The following is a 19,416-nucleotide window of genomic DNA, read 5'->3' as shown; positions in this document are numbered from 1 at the left end:
CGGCCCGGCCCGGCGGGCCGATACCTCCGTCAGTGGTCCGAACCCGTCCTGAACGGGTCGCCCGGCTCGCAGCCGGTCCGGCGCCTACTGTATTTCCTTCCGACCGAATGCCCGTCCGGCGGCCGTGCGATTGACGTCACTCGCCGTCCGCCCGCCGTACCGCCGACCGTCGCCCGGGCCACCGAAAAGCCCGGCCCGGCGGGCGCGTTGGCGGCGTCCACCGGGCCGGGCGGTTGTTGCAGAACTGTCGAACAGCGAACGGTGACCGCAGTGACCGCGGTGACCGCAGTGACCGCGGTGACCGCAGTGACCGCAGTGACCGCAGTGACCGCAGTGACCGCGGTTACGTGCTCACCGGCTACGCGTCCACCCGCTACGCGTCCACCGTCGCGGGCTCCTCGGCCTCGGCCGGCGGGGTCGCCTTCACCGAGTCGAGCAGCAGCTGGGCCACGTCGACCACCTTGAGGTGCTCCTTGGCCGCGCCCTCGTTCTTCTTGCCGTTGACCGAGTCGGAGAGCATCACCAGGCAGAACGGGCAGGCGGTGGAGACGATGTCCGGGTTGAGCGACAGCGCCTCGTCCACGCGCTCGGTGTTGATCCGCTTGCCGATGCGCTCCTCCATCCACATCCGCGCGCCGCCGGCGCCGCAGCAGAAGCCGCGCTCCTTGTGGCGGTGCATCTCCTGCTGGCGCAGACCGGGGACCTTGTCCATGATCTCGCGCGGCGGGCTGTAGACCTTGTTGTGGCGGCCCAGGTAGCAGGGGTCGTGGTAGGTGATCAGGCCCTCGACCGGGTTGACCGGGACGAGCTTGCCCTCGTCGATCAGGTGCTGCAGCAGCTGGGTGTGGTGGATCACCTCGAAGTGCCCGCCGAGCTGCGGGTACTCGTTGGCGATGGTGTTGAAGCAGTGCGGGCAGGTGGCCACGATCCGCTTGGTCGGGGCGTCCTCCAGCGCGGCGTTCAGCGTCTCCACGTTCTGCGCGCCGAGCATCTGGAAGAGGAACTCGTTGCCCAGGCGGCGCGGGGAGTCACCGGAGCAGGTCTCCTCCTTGCCGAGGATGGCGAACTTCACGCCCGCGGTGTGCAGCAGTTCGGCGAAGGCCTTGGTGGTCTTCTTGGCTCGGTCCTCCAGGGCGCCGGCGCAGCCGACCCAGTAGAGGTACTCGACCTCGGCGGGGTCGATGTCCTCGCCGATCACCGGCACCTCGATGCCGGTCTCCTTCTTGAGCTCCTTGACCCAGTCGAGGCGGGCCTTGGTGGCCATGCCCCACGGGTTGCCCTTGTTCTCCAGGTTCTTGAGCATCGTCCCGGCCTCGGTCGGGAAGTTGCTCTCGATCATCACCTGGTAGCGGCGCATGTCGACGATGTGGTCGACGTGCTCGATGTCCACCGGGCACTGCTCGACGCAGGCGCCGCAGGTGGTGCAGGACCACAGCACGTCCGGGTCGATGACGCCGTTCTCCTCGGCGGTGCCGATCAGCGGGCGCTCGGCCTCGGCCAGCGCGGCCGCCGGGACGTCCTTGAGCTGCTCGGCGGTGGCCTGCTCGACGCCCTCCATGTCCTTGCCGCCGCCGGCCAGCAGGTACGGCGCCTTGCCGTAGACGTGCTCGCGCAGGCTCATGATCAGCAGCTTGGGGGACAGCGGCTTGCCGGTGTTCCAGGCGGGGCACTGCGACTGGCAGCGGCCGCACTCGGTGCAGGTGGAGAAGTCGAGGATGCCCTTCCAGGAGAAGTGCTCGACCTGGGAGACGCCGAAGACGGCGTCGTCGGCCGGGTCCTCGAAGTCGATCGGCTCACCCTTGCTGGTCATCGGACGGAGCCCGCCGAGCGCGGTGGCGCCGTCGTCCTCGCGCTTGAAGTAGATGTTGAAGAAGCCGAGGAAGCGGTGCCAGGCCACGCCCATCGAGGGGTTGAGGCCGATGGTGATCGCCCACGCGAACGAGATGCAGATCTTCAGCATCGCGAACAGGTAGACCAGGTTCTCCAGCGTGCCGTGCGACAGCCCGCTCAGCGCCGAGGTGATCGGGTACGAGACCAGGTGCTCCGGACCGTACGAGTCGACGCCGGCCAGGGCGCCCTCCAGGGCGCGCAGCATCAGGATGCACAGGCCGATGCCGAGGATCGTGTACTCGACGTAGAAGGCCTGCCAGGCGATCGAGCCGGCGAACCGGGACTTGCGGCCCGACCGGGACGGCAGGCTCATCAACCGGATCACGATCAGGGTGGCGATGCCCAGGGTGGTCAGGGTGCCGACCAGCTCGACGAAGAGCTGCCAGATCATCCAGTTGCCGATGATCGGCAGTTCCCACTCGGCGTCGAACAGCTGGCCCATCGCGTTGACGATGGTGAGCACCAGGCTGAAGAAGCCGACGGCGACGAACCAGTGGGCGATGCCGACGATCCCCCAGCGGTTCATCCGGGTGTGGCCGAAGAACTCGGTCGCGAGGGTCTTCACCCGCTGGGCGGGCTTGCCGAAGCGGGTGGTGTCCGGCGCGCCGGTCAGCACGACCCTGAAAATGTGCCACGCCGCACGGAGGGCGAGCGCGGTGCCGATCACGAACGTGACCAGCGAGATGACGATCGCTGCTAGTTGCATCGCTCTCCGTCTCCTGCGGCTTGCGGTTGAGCAGTGTCTGCGGTTCTGCGGTTCTGCGGTTTGCGGTCCTGCGCTGCTGCGGTCCTGCGGTTCTACGTTCTTGCGTTCTTACGTTCTGCGGGACCGCGGTTTTCCGAGTGATTGTACTGGTCGGTAACTTGCCGGGCCGACGGCCCGGACATTACAGGTCGCCAACAGTCCTCCAGAAGGTTCCCAAGCTATGGCGGCAGTCACGTGACCGCACGCGCGCCGCCCCGGGCCGCGCGCGCCGGGAACCCGCACCCCCTCCGGACCGGCATCAGCAAAGTTGAGCGGTGAACACTCATAGCTGTTGACGATGCCCGCCGGGTCGTGCATCCTTGAGCCTGTAAAGCTCAACTCTTCCGTGGAGGTATCTACGATGGCACGCGCGGTCGGCATCGACCTCGGTACGACGAACTCGGTCGTCAGCGTTCTGGAGGGTGGCGAGCCCACCGTCATCACGAACGCCGAGGGCGCGCGGACCACGCCGTCCGTCGTCGCCTTCGCCAAGAACGGCGAGGTCCTGGTCGGCGAGGTGGCGAAGCGTCAGGCGGTCACCAACGTCGACCGCACCATCCGCTCGGTGAAGCGCCACATGGGCACCGGGTGGAAGATCAACATCGACGGCAAGGACTTCAACCCGCAGCAGATCTCGGCCTTCGTGCTGCAGAAGCTGAAGCGCGACGCCGAGGCCTACCTGGGCGAGACCGTCACCGACGCCGTCATCACCGTCCCGGCGTACTTCAACGACTCGGAGCGCCAGGCCACCAAGGAGGCCGGTGAGATCGCGGGCCTCAACGTCCTGCGCATCGTCAACGAGCCCACCGCGGCCGCCCTGGCCTACGGCCTGGACAAGGACGACCAGACCATCCTGGTCTTCGACCTCGGCGGCGGCACCTTCGACGTCTCCCTGCTGGAGATCGGCGACGGGGTCGTCGAGGTGAAGGCCACCAACGGTGACAACCACCTCGGCGGCGACGACTGGGACCAGCGCGTCGTCGACCACCTGGTCAAGGTCTTCCAGTCCGGCCACGGCGTCGACCTGTCCAAGGACAAGATGGCCCTGCAGCGTCTGCGCGAGGCCGCCGAGAAGGCCAAGATCGAGCTGTCCTCGTCCTCCGAGACCTCGATCAACCTGCCCTACATCACGGCCTCCGCCGAGGGCCCGCTGCACCTGGACGAGAAGCTCACCCGCGCCCAGTTCCAGCAGCTGACCGCGGACCTGCTGGACCGCTGCAAGGTCCCGTTCCACAACGTGATCAAGGACGCCGGCATCTCGCTCTCCGAGATCGACCACGTCGTCCTGGTCGGTGGCTCGACCCGCATGCCCGCCGTCGCCGAGCTCGTCAAGGAGCTGACCGGCGGCCAGGACGCCAACAAGGGCGTCAACCCGGACGAGGTCGTCGCCATCGGCGCCGCGCTCCAGGCCGGTGTCCTCAAGGGCGAGGTCAAGGACGTCCTGCTGCTCGACGTCACCCCGCTGTCCCTCGGCATCGAGACCAAGGGCGGCATCATGACCAAGCTGATCGAGCGCAACACCACGATCCCGACCAAGCGCTCCGAGATCTTCACCACGGCCGAGGACAACCAGCCGTCCGTGCAGATCCAGGTCTACCAGGGCGAGCGCGAGATCGCCGCGTACAACAAGAAGCTCGGGATGTTCGAGCTGACCGGCCTCCCGCCGGCGCCGCGCGGCCTGCCGCAGATCGAGGTCACCTTCGACATCGACGCCAACGGCATCATGCACGTCGGCGCGAAGGACCTCGGCACCGGCAAGGAGCAGAAGATGACCGTCACCGGCGGCTCCTCGCTGCCGAAGGACGAGGTCGACCGCATGCGCCGCGAGGCCGAGCAGTACGCCGAGGACGACCACAAGCGCCGCGAGGCCGTCGAGACCCGCAACTCCGCCGAGCAGCTCGTCTACTCGACCGAGAAGTTCATCGCCGACAACTCCGACAAGCTGCCGGCCGACGTCAAGACCGAGGTCGAGACCGCCATCGGCGAGCTCAAGGAAGCCCTCAAGGGCGAGGACATCGCGAAGATCCGCGAGGCCTCCGAGAAGGTCTCCACCACCGCCCAGAAGCTCGGCCAGGCGCTCTACGCCAACGCCGACGCCGCCGGTGCCGGTGCCGCCGCGGCCGGCGACTCCGCCCACGCCAAGGAGGACGACGTCGTCGACGCCGAGATCGTCGACGACGAGAAGCCCAAGGGCGGTGCGTCGGCATGACGGACAAGCCGCAGGGCGGCAAGCCCGGCGACGACTCCGCCGCCGAGGAGGCCGTGATCAAGGCCGCCGAGGAAGCCGCCTCGGCCGGTGCCGGCGAGACCCCCGAGGAGCTCTCCACGGCCAAGCGCGAGCTGGCCGAGCGCACCGCGGACCTGCAGCGACTGCAGGCCGAGTACCAGAACTACCGCAAGCGGGTCGAGCGCGACCGGCTGACCGTCCGCGAGATCGCGGTCTCCAACATCCTGGAGTCCCTGATCCCCGTCCTGGACGACATCGGCCGCGCCCGCGAGCACGGCGAGGTGACGGGCGGCTTCAAGTCCGTCTCCGACTCCCTGGAGATGGTCGTCGCCAAGCTGGGCCTGCAGCAGTTCGGCAAGGAGGGCGAGCCCTTCGACCCGACGCAGCACGAGGCGCTGATGCACAGCTACTCCTCGGACGTCACCGAGGACACCTGCGTCCAGATCCTCCAGCCCGGCTACCGCATCGGCGAGCGGATCATCCGCCCGGCGATGGTCGCCGTGGCCGAGCCCCAGCCCGGCACCCAGACGACGCCCGGCCCGGACGCCGACGCGAAGTCCGCCGAGAAGGACAAGTCCGACGGTGGCTCGGACAGCTGACAACCTGTGACAGCTGACAACCAGTGCGCTGCGGAGTCGTACGCCGGCCAGTACGGCGGCCGGCTCCGCAGCGCGCTGTCAGCAGCGCTTCTTCCGGCGGCTGTTGACAGCGCAGTGACGATGGACATCGGGAGGTGTCGGGAGCGGTGAGCGAGCACAGCGAGCGAACCATCGAGGGGTGCGTGAACCGCTCAGCGGCTTCCGGGCGGAGCGAGGTGGGCGCATGAGCGGCAAGGACTTTGTCGAGAAGGACTACTACAAGGTCCTCGGCGTGCCCAAGGACGCCACCGCCACCGAGATCAAGAAGACCTACCGCAAGCTGGCGCGCGAGTTCCACCCGGACGCGAACAAGGGCGACGCCAAGGCCGAGGAGCGCTTCAAGGACATCTCCGAGGCGTACGACGTCCTCTCCGACGAGAAGCGCCGCAAGGAGTACGACGAGGCCCGCAGCCTCTTCGCCAACGGCGGCTTCCGCACCGGCGGCCCCGGCGGCGCCGGTGGCTACGGCTTCGACTTCGGCGACCTCTTCAACGGCAACCAGGGCAGCGGTGGCGGCGGCGGACTCGGCGACGTCTTCGGCGGCCTCTTCAACCGCGGCGGCGCCCGGCAGGCCCAGCCCCGGCGCGGAGCCGACGTCGAGACCGAGGTGACGCTCTCCTTCGAGGAGGCCGTCGACGGCGCGACCGTCCCGCTGCGGATGACCAGCCAGGCCCCCTGCCGGCTCTGCAACGGCACCGGCGCCAAGACCGGCACCACCCCCCGGGTCTGCCCGACCTGCGTCGGCGCCGGCACCGTCAGCCGCGGCCAGGGCGCCTTCGCGCTCTCCGAGCCCTGCAAGGACTGCCGCGGCCGGGGCATGATCGTCGACGACCCGTGCCCCGACTGCCACGGCAGCGGCCGGGCCAGCTCCGCCCGCACCATGCAGGTCCGCATCCCGGCCGGCGTCCAGGCCGACCAGCGGATCCGACTCAAGGGCAAGGGCGCCCAGGGCGAACGCGGCGGCCAGCCCGGTGACCTCTACGTCACCGTGCACGTCGACCCCCACCCGGTGTTCGGGCGCAAGGGCGACAACCTCACCGTCACCGTCCCGGTCACCTTCCCCGAGGCCGCCCTCGGCGCCACCATCGAGGTGCCCACGCTGAACGGCCCCGCCGTGAAGCTCAAGCTCCCCCCGGGCAGCGCCAACGGCCTCACCATGCGCGCCCGCGGCAAGGGCGCCACCCGCAAGGACGGCACCCGCGGCGACCTCCTCGTCACCGTCGAGGTCGTCGTCCCCCAGCACGTCGCCGGTGACGCGCTGGACGCCCTGGAGCAGTACCGCGAGGCCACCGCCTCCGACGACCCACGAGCCGCTCTCTTCCGGGCGGCGAAGGGAGCGTGACGACCAGATGTCCCCGAACCCGCTGAACCCGACGAACCCGATGGACCCGATGGCCTCCAACGGCCCGATCGGCCCGGGCCTCGGCGAAGGCCTCCCCGGCAACCCCGCCGGCGGCCGCCCCCGCCGCGCCGCGTCCGCGCCGCAGTACGTCCTCACCGAGGACACCCCGGTGTACGTCATCTCGGTCGCCGCCGAACTCTCCGGCCTCCACCCGCAGACCCTGCGCCAGTACGACCGCCTCGGCCTGGTCTGCCCCGACCGCACCGCCGGCCGCGGCCGTCGCTACTCCGCCCGGGACATCCAGCAGCTCCGCGAGGTCCAGCGGCTCTCCCAGGACGAGGGCATCAACCTGGCCGGCATCAAGCGGATCATCGAGCTGGAGAACCAGGTCAGCGCCCTCCAGTCGCGCATCACCGAACTGGCCGACTCCCTCGAAGGCGCCGCCACCGCCCTCCAGCAGCGCGAGGCCGCCGTCCACGCCTCCTACCGCCGCGACCTCGTCCCCTACCAGCCCCCCACCCCCCAATCCAGCGCCCTCGTCGTCTGGCGCCCCAAGCGCTGACCCGGGGCCCGCACCGCACCACCAGCCGCCGGCTCCCTCCTGTTCGGGGGGTGCCGGCGGCTGCGTCGGCGTGGCAGGCTCCTTCCTGCCGTGTGAAAGCGGGTTCTGTCATGCGACAGTTGCATCCAAATCTGGTAGTGAATACAACCGAGTAAGGCCGAAAGGTCCAAGCCGAGGCAGGGAGCAACAGATGGGCGGGACTGAGGCATCCGGTCCCATGACCAACGCCAACAGCCAGCTCTCCTCTGATGCGAGATCTCTCTACATGGCCGTTCTTCAAGAGCCCGGGAGAGTGATCGCTGCCATGGCCGAGGAAGGCGACCGAGGCTCCCTCCGCGAATTGGTCGATATCGGCTTGTTGATACCGGATATCGAGAATCCGGGAATGCTTGTCGCCGTCGACCCAAAGCAGCTCGCCAGTGCGCTCACAGCGACATGGCAACGCAGGGCCCTCGACCTACTCAGCCGGGCCGCCACCTTGCCCGCCGAGTTCCAGGAGCTCACCCATGCCTACGGCAACGGGGGGAGCGAGGCGCATGACGGTGGCCCGATCGAGCACCTTCACGGTCTGGCCGAGATCAACCGCAGACTGGTCGAGCTCATGGAAGGCAGTCGTGAGGAGGTACTGAGCGCCCAACCGGGTGGGGGCTCCCGCTCCTTTCCGACCGAGGCAGCTATCGCCCTGGACACGGACATGCTGCGCCGCGGAGTCTCGCGACGCACGTTGTACCAGCCGAGCACGCGGTACTCCGCACCCACGCGCGCCTATGTAGCGGCCATGACAGCGGCTGGCGGTGAGGTTCGGACGTTGGGCGAGCCGTTCACAAGAATGATCATTGTCGATCGCACTGCCGCGATCATTCCTGTCAGTGGCGACCAGCAGCGAGCCGCGTTCATTCAGGACGAGGCCGTGATCGGCTTCATGGTCAGCCTGTTCGAGAGCTTCTGGGAACGCGCCATCCCGTTCCAGGGCGGTCTCGATGTTCCGCCGGAGGTTGTGTCCAGGCTCCGCGAGAACATCCTCAGAATGATGCTGCAGGGCATCGGCCACCGCGTCATAGCCAGGAACCTGGGCTTGAGCGAGCGAACCCTTGCCCGGCACATTGCCGAGCTCCGTGACGAATACGCCGCCGACACCTTGTTCCAGCTGGGCTGGAAGCTGTCCGAAAGTCACCGCACCATGCCGCTGTTCAGCGACCCCGAGACACCCTACTGAGGCAGGCTCAAGTCCAGATCACGTCATCCGCAATGGTGACAGCGGCAAGCTTCTGATGACCCCCTGTCGGGGCCTGGGAGGTAGCGGGCTGTGCGGTCCAGATCACGTCAGCATGCACGGGAGCCGAACCCAGCAGAACCGTCACTACAGCCAGTGCTATCGCGGTCGCCCACCGACGCGCCTCACGCACTGTGACCACTCCCCTTCGGACAATGTTGAACGCTCAGCGAATCGGCAGCGCATGAGCCGCAGCGCTGATTATGCTGCACGATCCCGAACGTGTCAGCGAGGGAGTCCTTCGCAACGCTCTTGCCCAGCCCAACTCTTCCAAAGTCCCGCCGTCTCTCGAAGGCACGTCAGCATGTCATCTCTCTGCCATGCAGCGAGATGACACCTCGGGCCAGTGGACGCGCAGGCCAGCTCAACGACACGATCAGTGCACCGACTGATCGCCACGTACGAGCGTGACACAGCGGATGTGTTCACATCAAATTCCCCTGAACGACCGTCTCGGCGCGAGTACCACCAAACAGCAGCAGCCACTGGGCCCCGTCCCCCCGACCCGGTCGGCCTTTCAATGGAGTCGACATGACTGACCACTACCAGGGCTCCGCTTCCCATCACCTCAGCAATGCCCCTGAGGGTCGGCGTGCACGTGTGTTCCTGGCCGCGCCGCTGATGCGGCTGACCGGCCCCGCGGACAGCGTGGTGACGCTCGCCAGCCGGACGCGGCTGACGACGCTCCGCACCACCCTCCTGCGCAGCGGTGCCGCCGTGTACAGCGCGCACCACAGCGACGCCTGGACCGTCGCCGGCCGGGCGCCCGAGCCCCGGGTCCCCTCCGACTTCCGGGCGCTCCAGTCCGCGGACCTGGTGTTCGCCTACGTCGGCGCCCCGCTCTCGGCCGGTGTCAGCCTCGAACTCGGTTGGGCGTCGGCGCTGCGGAAGCCGATCGTCCTGCTCGTCGACGAGGCCATCACCCACAACCCGCTGATCGCCACCATCGAGCAGGTCGCCCCCGTCCTGCCGCTGGTCTTCGACGACACCTGGTCCCAGGAGGCCCTCCACCACACCGTGGAGACCGCCCTCGACTGGGCCGGCATGGCGCTCTCCCTCCGCGAGGGTTTCTGGACCGCCCCCGGCGACCGCTTCAACGTCCCCCGGCAGCAGCAGACCTCCGTCCCCGGCTACTGGCCGACCGGCGCCGCCACCGGCTGAGCAGGGCTCACCCACCGGACTCCCCCGTCCGGGCTCCCCGCATCTGCCAGCCGAGCTGGAACAGGGTCTCGGCGTCGTACACCTCACGCAGCCGGGCGATGTGACCGGCCACCGTGCGCTCGCTCAGGCCCATGCGACTGGCGATCGCCCGCTGTGTGAGACCCCTGGCGAGCAGGCGACCCACCTGCTCGTAGGTGGCCGGCGAACTGCCCGCTGCCAGTAACGCCCAGTCCACGGCCAGTGCCTGAGCCCACTGCTGCTCGAAGACCCCGACCAGGTAGGCGACCATCGCGGGGTCGTCCACCACGGCGACGACCGTGTTGTCGGAAGCCGCAGGAATCATGGCCACCGTGCGGTCGAAGATCAGGGTCCGGGTGAACGTGCCCTCCAACACCCTGATCGGAGCGCCGATCCGGGTCGACTCCAGCGCGAACCCGACGGTCGGCGGATCGGAGCAGACCGAGGGCTCGAAGGTGGTGCGGACGGATCCACCCGCTTCGATGTAGCGCCGGCTCTGCTTCAAGGAGTCATTCATGTGCTCCAGCGGGCGGGCCCCGCCGGGCTGGGCGCACAACGCCTCGTGCGGGTAGTCCTTGACCAGCTGTGAGATCAGGTGCCGGATCTCCTGCATGCCGGCCATCCTCCGGACTCCGCCGACCGGGTCCATCCGGCGAGGAGCCACGTCATAGGCCTGGGTCAGGTCGTCCAGCAGGTCCGGGACGGCGGCGGCGCGGGCGAGGAGACGGGCGCTCTCCTCCCGCAGGTCCGCACCGATGCGCTCGCCCACAGCGCGGGGGTTCACCGCGCTGTAGGAGCCGTCCGCTGCGCGGAGGACGAGCAGACCGAGGTCGGCGAGCTGCCTCACGGCAGCCTCGTCCTCGGGGCGGATCTCCCCGACGCGGATCCGGCCGCCCTCGGCCAGGATCGCGCGGTAGAACTCGCGGGCGGCGCCGTCGGGGAGGTCGGGGTCAGGCATCGCGGGCTCCCCTCATCTGCCAGCCGAGTTGAAACAAGGTCTCGGCGTCGTGCAGCTCCCGCAGGCGGGCGATGTGGCCGGCCACGGTGCGCTCGCTCAGGCCCATGCGACTGGCGATCGCCCGCTGTGTGAGACCCCTGGTGAGCAGGCGACCCACCTGCTCGTAGGCGGCCGGAGTGAGGGAGCCGTCCGCGAGCGCCACCCAGTCCACCACCTCGGCCTGCTGCCACTGCTGGTCGAAGACGTCCGCGAGGTGTGCCACTACCGCTGGGTCCTCCACGACGACGGCCACCTTGTTGTCGAGGGCTGCGGGCAGCAGGGCGACGGTGCGGTCGAAGATCATGATCCGGTTGAACGGCGTGTTCAGGACCCTGATCCGGGAGCCCGCGTTCGTATTCTCCGCTGCGAACTCGACATGGTCCGGATCCATCCGGGCCTGCGGGCCGTAGAGCGTCCGGATCGACCCGCCGTAGTCGACGTAACGGCGTGTCTGCACCAGCGAGTCCACTCGGTGCGCCGGCGGGTGGATCCTGTCCGGCTGGGCTGCCAGTGCCTCGTGCGGGTAGTCCCGGATGCACTGGGCGATCACGTGCCGAATCTGGTCGAACCCCACCGCCCGACGTGTCCCACCGATGGGGTCGGCGCGACGGGGCGCGGTGTCATAAGCCTGGGTCAGGTCGTCCAGCAGATCCGGGACTGCGGCGGCGCGGGCGAGGAGGCGGGCGCTCTCCTCCCGCAGGTCCGCACCGATGCGCTCGCCCACAGCGCGGGGGTTCACCGCGCTGTAGGACCCGTCCGCTGCGCGGAGGACGAGCAGGCCGAGGTCGGCGAGCTGCTTCACGGCGGCCTCGTCCTCGGGGCGGATCTCATCGATGCGGATCCGGCCGCCCTCGGCCAGGATCGCCCGGTAGAGCTCGCGCGCGGCGCCGTCGGGCAGGTCCGGGTCAGGCATCGCGGGCTCCCCTCATCTGCCAGCCGAGCTGGAACAGTGTCTCGGCGTCGTACAGCTCCCTCAGGCGGGCGATGTGACCAGCCACGGTGCGCTCGCTCAGGCCCAGGCGGGTGGCGATCGCGCGCTGGGTCAGCCCTCGGGCGAGCAGGCGGCCGACCTGTTCGTGGGCTATCGGGGCGGAGCCGGCTGCGAGTGACTCCCAGTCCACGGCCTGGGCCTGCTGCCACTGCTGCTCGAAGACCCCGACCAGGTAGGCGACCATCGCGGCGTCCTCGACGACGGCGGCGACCGTGTGGTCGGGGGTGGCCGGGATCATTGCGACGGTGCGATCGAAGATCAGCGTCTTGGTGAAGGGCCCCTCCAGCAGCCGGATCGGGGCACCGACCTGGGTGGAGTGCAGCGCGTACCGGACCGTCCGTGGATCGGTGCAGGCCGACGGTTCGAAGACGGTGAGCATCGCCCCGCCCGCTTCGACGTAGCGGCGGCTGTGGTCGAGCGTGTCCTGCATGTGGTCGTGGGGCCGGGGCCCGCCGGGCTGAGCTGCGAGGACCTCGTGCGGGTAGTCCTTGACCAGCTGCGAGATCAGGTGCCGGATCTCCGGCATGCCGACCACCCGCCGGACCCCGCCGACCGGGTCGGCGCGACGGGGCGCGGTGTCATAGGCCTGGGTCAGGTCGTCCAGCAGGTCCGGGACGGCGGCGGCCCGGGCGAGGAGACGGGCGCTCTCCTCCCGCAGATCCGCACCGATGCGCTCGCCGACGGCCCGCGGGTTCACCGCGCTGTAGGTGCCGTCGGCGGTGCGGAGGACGAGCAGGCCGAGGTCCGCGAGCTGCCGGACGGCGGCCTCGTCCTCGGGGCGGACCTCGCCGACGCGGATCCGGCCGCCCTCGGCCAGGATGGCGCGGTAGAGCTCACGGGCGGTGGCGTCGGGCAGGTCCTGGTCAGGCACTGCGGGCTCCCCTCATCTGCCAGCCGAGCTGGAACAGCGTCTCGGCGTCGTACGACTCACGGAGGCGGGCGATGTGGCCGGCCACGGTGCGCTCGCTCAGGCCCATGCGGGTGGCGATCGCGCGCTGGGTCAGCCCTCGGGCGAGCAGACGGCCGACCTGTTCGTGGGCGGCGGCTTCGGTGGAACCGTCCGCGAGGGCGGCCCAGTTGACGCCTTCGGCCTGTTGCCAGTGCGTCTCGAAGTCCTGCACCAGGAAGTCGACCACGGCCGGGTCCTCGATGAAGGCCGCACTGCTGTCGTCCGGGGCGGCGGGGATCACCGCCACGGTCCGGTCGAGGATCATCAGCTGTCGGAACGGGACGGGCAGGACCCGGATGTGGCAGCCGGCCTCCGTCAGTCGCGCGGCGATCCGAACCGTCGGGCCGTCGAGCCGGGCCGCGACCTCGTAGATCGTGCGCAGTGTGCCGCCCGCCTCGGCGTAGCGGCGGGCGTGCGCCACGATGTCGTCCGCGGCCTCGGCCGGCCTGGCACCTCCCGGGCGCAGGGACAGGGCCTCGTTGCCCAGCTCTTCGACGAGTTGGGAGACCCGGTGCCGGATGTTCGCGTGTCCGTGGACGATCTGGGTGGCCCCGGCGCCGTCGTGGCGTCGCGGAGCACTGTCGTAGGCGGCGGCCAGGTCGTCGAGGAGGTCGGGCACTTCCTCCGCCTGGACCAGCATGCGGGTACCGGCCGCCCGCAACTCGGCCGCGATCCGCGTGGTGACCGTGCGCGGATTGACCGCGCTGAGCACGCCGTCCGAGGCGTACAGCTTCAACAGGCCGGTTTCCAACAGGGTCTGAACGGTGTCGGCGGCATCCCCCGGGATGTCGGCGATCCGGAGCCGCCCGCCGTCCTCCAGGATCGCGCGGTAGAGCTCGCGGGCGGCATCGGGCAGATCGAGTACCGGCTCAGGCATCACGGACTCCCCGCATCTGCCAGCCGAGTTGGAACAGCGTCTCGGCGTCGTACAGCTCGCGCAGGCGGGCTATGTGGCCGGCGACGGTACGCTCGCTGAGGCCCAGGCGGGTGGCGATCGAGCGTTGGGTGAGGCCCTGGGTGAGCAGGCGGGCGATCTGGTCACGGAGGTCCGATTCCGGTGCGCCGCCGTCCAGGGACGCCCAGTCGACACTGTCGGACCGCTGCCACAGCTGTTCGAAGGCCTCGACGATGAAGGCCACCGTCGCCGGGTCGTCGACCACGGCGGCGCTGCTGAGGTCAGGCTCTGCGGGGATGACGGCAACGGTCCGGTCGAAGACCAGGAAGCGCTTGAACGGGCGGTCGAGCACCCGGATCGCGCAGCCCGGTGCGGTGGCTGCCGCTGCGTACGTCACGGCCCCGGGGTCAGTGCGGGCACCGAGCTCGAACAGACATCGGATGGCACCGCCGCGATCGAGGTAGCGGCGGGTGCGGACGAGGGATTCGGCGAGCTGGCCGGCGTCGCGCGCGGCGCCGGGCTGGGAGCTCAGGGCTTCGCTGGCGAACTCCTCGGTCAGTTGCGCGACTTCGTGCCGGATCTCGGCCTTGCCGGTGACGACCCGGGCCCGGCCCAGGCCCGGCTCCCGGCGTGGTGCGGTGTCGTAGGCACGGGTGAGGTCGCGCAGCTGCTCGGGGACCTGGTCGGCCTCGGCAAGGAGCCGGGCGCCGGCCCTGCGGATGTCGGCGCCGATGCGTTCGGCGACCGCCCGGGGGTCGACGGCGCTGTACGAGTTGTCGACCAACTGCGGCACCAGCAGCCCCAGTTCCACCAGTCGCCCGAGCGCCTCCCGGTCGCCCGCGCCGACCTCGGCGGCGCGGATGCGGCCGCCTTCGCGCAGGACGGCGAGGTAGAGGGCGCGGGCCGAGGCGTCCGGGAGGGCGATGCCCTGGTCGGTCATGGCCGTTCACCCCGCATCTGCCAACCGAGTTGGAAGAGCGTCTCGGCGTCGTACAGCTCGCGCAGGCGGGCGATGTGGCCGGCCACCGTGCGCTCGCTGAGACCCAGGCGGGTGGCGATGGCGCGCTGGGTGAGCCCTCGGGCCAGCAGACGGCCCACCTGCTCATGGACGGCGGAGTCGAGGGAACCGTCGTCCAGTGCAGCCCAGTTGACGCCTTCGGCCTGCTGCCAGAGCGTCTCGAAGGTGTCGACCACGAAGGCGACCGTCGCGGGGTCGTCGACCACGGCGGCGGTGCTGTAGTCGGCGGCGGCGGGAATGATGGCGACGGTGCGGGCGAAGACCAGGAAGCGTCTGAACGGTACGGCGAGGACTCGGGTGGTGGCGCCCAGCTGGGACACCTGGGCGGCGAAGCGCACGGTCGGCGGGTCGTACTTGGCCGAGACCTCGTAGAGGGAACGCACGGTGCCGCCGCGTTCGTGGAAGCGGCGGGCGCGCCGTAGCGAGTCCGGTATCTCGTTGGCCGGGCGGGGGCCGCCGGGCTGGGCCGACATGCCGTCTCCGGGCAACTCCTCGGTCAATCGGTCGATTTCGTAACGGATCTCCTCCAGCCCGGTGACGTAGCGCACCCCGGCCGAGTCGCTCCGCCGCTTCGGGCTGGTGTCGTAGGCCTGGGTGAGTTCGCCCATCAGCTCGGGGAGTTGCTCTGCTTCCGCGAGCAGGCGAATGCTCTGTCGGCGGATCTCGCTGCCGATCCGTTCGGTGGCCGCGCGCGGGTCGACGGCGCTGTAGCACCCGTCCAGCAACTGCGGTACCAGCAGACCCAGTTCCACCAGCCGCCCGAGTGCCTCCCGGTCGCCCGCGCCGACCTCGGCGGCGCGGATGCGGCCGCCCTCGCGCAGGACGGCGAGGTAGAGGGCGCGGGCGGCGGTGTCCGGGAGGGTGGCGGCGAGGAGGGTGGTGGGGTCAGCCATGGCGTTCCCCGCGGAGGTGCCAGCCGAGGTGGAAGAGGGTCTGGGCGCCGTAGCGCTCGCGGAGGCGGGCGATGTGGGCGGCGACGGTGCGTTCGCTGAGGCCGAGGCGGGTGGCGACGGCGCGCTGGGTGAGGCCGCGGGCGAGCAGTCGGCCGATGCGGACGGTGGTGGGGTGGGGGGCGCCGAGGTTGCGGTCGGCGGGGGTGGCGCGGGCCCAGTCGCGTTCGAACTGGGCGACCAGGTAGGCGACGGTGGTGCGGTCGGTGACGACGGTGGCGCGGTTGCGGTCCTCGACGGCGGGGATGACGGCCACCGAGCGGTCGAAGACCAGCACCCGTTCGTACGGTTCGGCGAGCACCCGGGCCTCGGCGCCCTCGCCGCTGCGGAGGGCGACCTGGCGCAGGGTGGCGGGATCGTCGAGGGCGCCGGGCTGGTGGAGGGTGCGCATCGAGCAGCCGCGCCGGAGCAGGGCGAGGTCCTGGGCGAGGCTGGTCTGGAGGGCTTCGGCCGAGTGGTGGCCGGGTCGGGCGGCGAGGAACTCCTCCTTGCACTCGGCGATGAGTTCGGAGATGCACCGGCGGACGGCGGCGGCACCCACACCGCTACCGGCCCCGCCCCCGCCGCCGTCGAGCCGGGCGGCGTCGCCGGACCCCTCCTCCCCGGACCCGGGCGGCCGGTGGAGCGCCTCGTAGGCCTGGGAGAGCGGCTGGAGGGTCCCCGGCAGCCGCTCGGCGTGCACCAGCAGGCGGGTGGCCCGGAGGCGGAGTTCGGTGCCGAGCCGGTCGCCGAGGGCGCGCGGGTTGGCGGCGGTGTAGCCGGTGGCGGTCGGGGTGAGGAGCCCGCGGGCGACGAGGGCCGCGACGGTGGCGCGGTCGGCGGGGGCGAGGTCCTCGGGGCGCAGCCGGCCGCCGGCGCGGACGACGTCGAGGTAGAGGGCGCGTTCGGCCGGGCCGGGCTCATCGGTCATCGCGGGCGCCTCTCATCAGCCAGCCGAGCTGGAAGAGGGTCTGGGCTCCGTACCGGTCGCGCAGGCGGGAGATGTGGCCGGCGACGGTGCGTTCGCTGAGGCCGAGCCGGGTGGCGACGGCGCGCTGGGTGAGGCCGCGGGCGAGCAGTCGGCCGACCCGCTCGGGGATGGTGCGGGCGGGGCCCTGGCCGAGGGCGGCGGCGGCCTCGGCGGTGTCGGCGCGGGCCCAGTCGCGTTCGAAGCCGCCGATCAGGAAGGCGAGGGTGGCCGGGTCGCTGATGAACGCGGCGGTGCTGTTGTCGTCGTTGGCGGAGATGACGGCGACGCTGCGGTCGAAGACGATCAGGCGTTGGAAGGGTTCGTCGAGGACGCGGATCTGCGAGCCGTGCCGGGTGACCTTCTCGGCGTAGGCGAGGGCGGCCGGTTCGACGAGGGCGACGGGCTGGTAGACGGTGCGCAGGGAGCAGCCGCGCTGGAGGAGTTGGACGTCCTGGGCGAGGGCGACCTGGAGGGTGTCGGCGGGGCGGTGGCCGGGTTGGGCGGTGAGGACCTCGGAGCGGCAGTCGGAGACCAGTTGGGAGATCCGCTGGCGGATGTGGACGTGGCCCTCGACGTAGACCGCGCCGCCGGAGGTGCCGGACGGACGGGGCATCGCGTCGTAGGCGCGGGTGAGGCCGTCGAGGGCGCCGGGGAGGTTCTCGGCGCGGACCAGCAACCGGGTTGCCTCGCTGCGGAGTTCGGCGCCGACCCGGTCGCTTACGGAGCGCGGGCTGACGGCGGTGTAGCAGCGGTCCATCCGGTTGACCATGACCAGGCCGATGTCGAGGAGCTGCCGCAGCGCGGCCCGGTCGGCGTCGGTGACGTCGGCGAACGGGATGCGGCCGCCTTCGGCGATGACCGCGAGGTAGAGCTGTCGGGCGGCCTCGTCGGGCTCCTCGCCCTCGGGTACCGCCTGGTGCGGCGCGACCGCCGGTTCCGCCGTCACGTCGTACTCTCCCTGCCGGACGCCTCTCCCCTTGCTGTCCCCGTCCGTACGCGCGGGGCCGCGGGTTGCGCGGTCCGCGGGCACCGGTGGCCGGGCGTCTCACGCTACCGGTCGGACGGCGGGCCCCCGGGTCCGGGTGCCGTCGCACACGGGGTCCCGGGGGCCGCCATCGGTACGCCAGGTCAGGGCGATTCCGTCGAGGCGGAGCAGCAACGCCTCGCCGGTACCGGTTCGGGCTCCATCACCACACATGGATCCCGGCCGGGGCTCTTCCCCCCCGTTCCACGCGTGCGGGACGTTGCCCGCGTGGTCAGTTCTGAAGAGCTGGTCGCCACCATCGGACTGCGGTGCCCGGACGACCTGGCGTACCTCCACCTTCACAGTGTGACGGCCGGTGAACAAGTGCCGCCCGAGTGCAGGTTCGCGCAATTGCAGTTATCTGCATCCCGCAGCGGGCGCGGGGCCGCGGGCGGGGGCGGGGATTCCGGTAAAGGCCGAGGCCAGCGGGGGGTACGGGCGGCGCGCGGCGGTCGGCCGGGCACCGCCATCGTGCAGGTGCGCGTTCCTGCAACGGCGGCGTGCTCCTGAGTACGGCGGCCGCGGTGCGGGTCGTCGCAGCTCAGCCCGCACCGCCGCCCCGGCTCAGCGCGCCAGCAGCCGTCCGCGCAGCAGCCCGGTGGCCGTGCCGGTCGCGGCGAGCACCCAGGCGGTGCCGAGCAGCAGGTAGAGCCCGACGGAGAGCCCGGTGAAGCCGCCGAAGCCGGTGTGCCGGGCGAGCGCGGCGGCGCCGGTGACGCAGGTGCCGACCGGGAAGGTGAACGCCCACCACGTCATCGCGAACGGCATCCCGGCCCGCCGGGCGCGCAGGTTGGCGGTCAGCGCGACGGCCAGCCAGAGCATCGCGACGCCGATCACGGCGACCCCGTACAGCTCGGCCAGCGGCAGCAGGACGGGCGCCAGCGCGGGCAGCACCGGGCGGGCCGCGTCGGCGAGCTGGTGGATCGCGGTGACGGACTGGCCGAGCGGGCCGAGCACCAGGAACAGCGCGGGGGTGAGCACCAGGGTGGGCAGCTTGCTGTGGAACAGGCCGGTGAAGACCACGGGCAGCAGCACCAGGGTGGCCAGCAGGCCGATCCCGAACAGCGCCCAGCAGCCGTACAGCATGGCCTCCTGCGGCGTTCCGGCGGGCAGGTGGGGGACGAGGGCCGGGCCGCAGGCGGAGGCGACCAGCGGGGCGACCACGGGCAGCAGCCAGGTCGGGTTGGCCTCCAAGGCGGACACCCGGTGCCGGGTGATCATCAGGTACGGGATGCCGGCCGCGACGGTCAGCGCGTAGAGCGTGCCGACGCCCCACAGCACGGCGTCCAGGGCGACGGCGGGCCCGGTGCCGATGACCCGGGAGCCGAGCAGCAGGGTGCCGAGGCCGACCGCCAGCAGGGCCATCGGCGGGCAGCCGTAGAAGACGGCGGTGGCCGGGTTGTCCAGCAGCTGGGCGCGGGCCGCCTCGCGGTGCCGGGTGAGGTGCACCAGGCGGGCGCCGGCCAGCAGCACCAGGGCCGTCGCGCCGAGCGCCCACATCACCTCGCCGAAGCCGATCAGCCCGGGGAGGTGGACCGGCAGGGCGGCGGCGCCGTTGGCCACGATCGCGGTGCCCATCACGGCGGCGTACCAGTTGGGGCCGAGCTGGGCCAGGTCGAGGCGGGAGAGCCGAGAGAGCTGGGAGAACCGGGAGCCGTGGGGGCCGTGGGAGTCGCGGGTGGGCCCGGAAGGGCGGAGGGGACGGGACGGCCGGGGCTGCTCGGAGGAGCGGGCAGGAGCGGCGGGGCTGGTGAGCGGGCGGACATCGGCCGAGGTGGACATGGTTC

At 70.9% G+C, this 19,416-nt stretch carries 16 protein-coding genes; 6 read left to right on the top strand and 10 right to left on the bottom strand.

What is annotated here, in order from left to right; all coding sequences use genetic code 11:
- Positions 1-373: 373 nt before the first annotated feature.
- Complete coding sequence (locus ACFV8H_RS04040) at positions 374-2,596, bottom strand: (Fe-S)-binding protein (RefSeq protein ID WP_380396407.1); 2,223 nt, start codon at positions 2,594-2,596, stop codon at positions 374-376.
- A gap of 400 nt (positions 2,597-2,996) precedes the next feature.
- Between ACFV8H_RS04040 and dnaK the strand changes: the two genes are divergently transcribed.
- From dnaK to ACFV8H_RS04010, 6 genes are all read left to right on the top strand, one after another.
- A complete protein-coding gene (dnaK, locus tag ACFV8H_RS04035) occupies positions 2,997-4,844 on the top strand; it encodes a molecular chaperone DnaK (protein WP_375882705.1) in 1,848 nt (615 codons plus the stop codon).
- On the top strand, positions 4,841-5,461 hold the full coding sequence (gene grpE, locus ACFV8H_RS04030) for a nucleotide exchange factor GrpE (RefSeq protein ID WP_375882708.1): 621 nt from the start codon (positions 4,841-4,843) through the stop codon (positions 5,459-5,461). The genes dnaK and grpE overlap by 4 nt, the downstream gene beginning before the upstream one ends.
- A gap of 223 nt (positions 5,462-5,684) precedes the next feature.
- The gene (gene dnaJ, locus ACFV8H_RS04025) at positions 5,685-6,842 is read left to right on the top strand and encodes a molecular chaperone DnaJ (protein WP_375882710.1); all 1,158 of its coding nucleotides are present in this window, start codon (positions 5,685-5,687) and stop codon (positions 6,840-6,842) included.
- 49 nt (positions 6,843-6,891) lie between these two features.
- Positions 6,892-7,404: a heat shock protein transcriptional repressor HspR gene (locus ACFV8H_RS04020; protein WP_375882928.1), complete on the top strand. Its 513-nt coding sequence runs from the start codon at positions 6,892-6,894 to the stop codon at positions 7,402-7,404.
- A 217-nt stretch (positions 7,405-7,621) separates the two neighbouring features.
- Positions 7,622-8,620 (top strand): hypothetical protein, encoded by a 999-nt coding sequence (locus tag ACFV8H_RS04015; protein ID WP_380396406.1) that lies wholly within the window; start codon positions 7,622-7,624, stop codon positions 8,618-8,620.
- Between the two features lie 588 nt (positions 8,621-9,208).
- Positions 9,209-9,838, top strand: a complete 630-nt coding sequence (locus tag ACFV8H_RS04010) for a hypothetical protein (RefSeq protein ID WP_375882714.1) — start codon at positions 9,209-9,211, stop codon at positions 9,836-9,838.
- 7 nt (positions 9,839-9,845) lie between these two features.
- On the opposite strand, the gene ACFV8H_RS04005 is transcribed toward ACFV8H_RS04010, so the two are convergent.
- The 9 genes from ACFV8H_RS04005 to ACFV8H_RS03965 form a co-directional block, all read right to left on the bottom strand.
- Positions 9,846-10,814 (bottom strand): LuxR family transcriptional regulator, encoded by a 969-nt coding sequence (locus tag ACFV8H_RS04005; RefSeq protein ID WP_380396405.1) that lies wholly within the window; start codon positions 10,812-10,814, stop codon positions 9,846-9,848.
- A complete protein-coding gene (locus tag ACFV8H_RS04000) occupies positions 10,807-11,766 on the bottom strand; it encodes a LuxR family transcriptional regulator (protein WP_380396404.1) in 960 nt (319 codons plus the stop codon). Before ACFV8H_RS04000 ends, ACFV8H_RS04005 begins: the two co-directional genes overlap by 8 nt.
- Positions 11,759-12,715: a LuxR family transcriptional regulator gene (locus tag ACFV8H_RS03995; RefSeq protein WP_380396403.1), complete on the bottom strand. Its 957-nt coding sequence runs from the start codon at positions 12,713-12,715 to the stop codon at positions 11,759-11,761. The genes ACFV8H_RS04000 and ACFV8H_RS03995 overlap by 8 nt, the downstream gene beginning before the upstream one ends.
- Positions 12,708-13,670 (bottom strand): LuxR family transcriptional regulator, encoded by a 963-nt coding sequence (locus ACFV8H_RS03990; protein WP_380396402.1) that lies wholly within the window; start codon positions 13,668-13,670, stop codon positions 12,708-12,710. Before ACFV8H_RS03990 ends, ACFV8H_RS03995 begins: the two co-directional genes overlap by 8 nt.
- The gene (locus ACFV8H_RS03985; RefSeq protein ID WP_380396401.1) at positions 13,663-14,628 is read right to left on the bottom strand and encodes a LuxR C-terminal-related transcriptional regulator; all 966 of its coding nucleotides are present in this window, start codon (positions 14,626-14,628) and stop codon (positions 13,663-13,665) included. Before ACFV8H_RS03985 ends, ACFV8H_RS03990 begins: the two co-directional genes overlap by 8 nt.
- Positions 14,625-15,599: a LuxR family transcriptional regulator gene (locus ACFV8H_RS03980; protein ID WP_380396400.1), complete on the bottom strand. Its 975-nt coding sequence runs from the start codon at positions 15,597-15,599 to the stop codon at positions 14,625-14,627. Before ACFV8H_RS03980 ends, ACFV8H_RS03985 begins: the two co-directional genes overlap by 4 nt.
- Positions 15,592-16,566, bottom strand: coding sequence for a LuxR C-terminal-related transcriptional regulator (locus ACFV8H_RS03975; protein WP_380396399.1), 975 nt, complete (start codon positions 16,564-16,566; stop codon positions 15,592-15,594). The genes ACFV8H_RS03980 and ACFV8H_RS03975 overlap by 8 nt, the downstream gene beginning before the upstream one ends.
- Complete coding sequence (locus ACFV8H_RS03970; protein ID WP_375882730.1) at positions 16,556-17,551, bottom strand: LuxR family transcriptional regulator; 996 nt, start codon at positions 17,549-17,551, stop codon at positions 16,556-16,558. The genes ACFV8H_RS03975 and ACFV8H_RS03970 overlap by 11 nt, the downstream gene beginning before the upstream one ends.
- 642 nt (positions 17,552-18,193) lie before the next feature.
- Positions 18,194-19,411, bottom strand: a complete 1,218-nt coding sequence (locus tag ACFV8H_RS03965) for a TDT family transporter (RefSeq protein WP_380396398.1) — start codon at positions 19,409-19,411, stop codon at positions 18,194-18,196.
- Positions 19,412-19,416: the final 5 nt, after the last annotated feature.

The sequence above is a fragment of the Kitasatospora sp. NPDC059827 genome, from assembly GCF_042731675.1.
GTDB lineage: Bacteria > Actinomycetota > Actinomycetes > Streptomycetales > Streptomycetaceae > Kitasatospora.
Note: the sequence above shows the minus strand (reverse complement) of the source record. Positions and strands in the feature narration are given on the sequence as shown.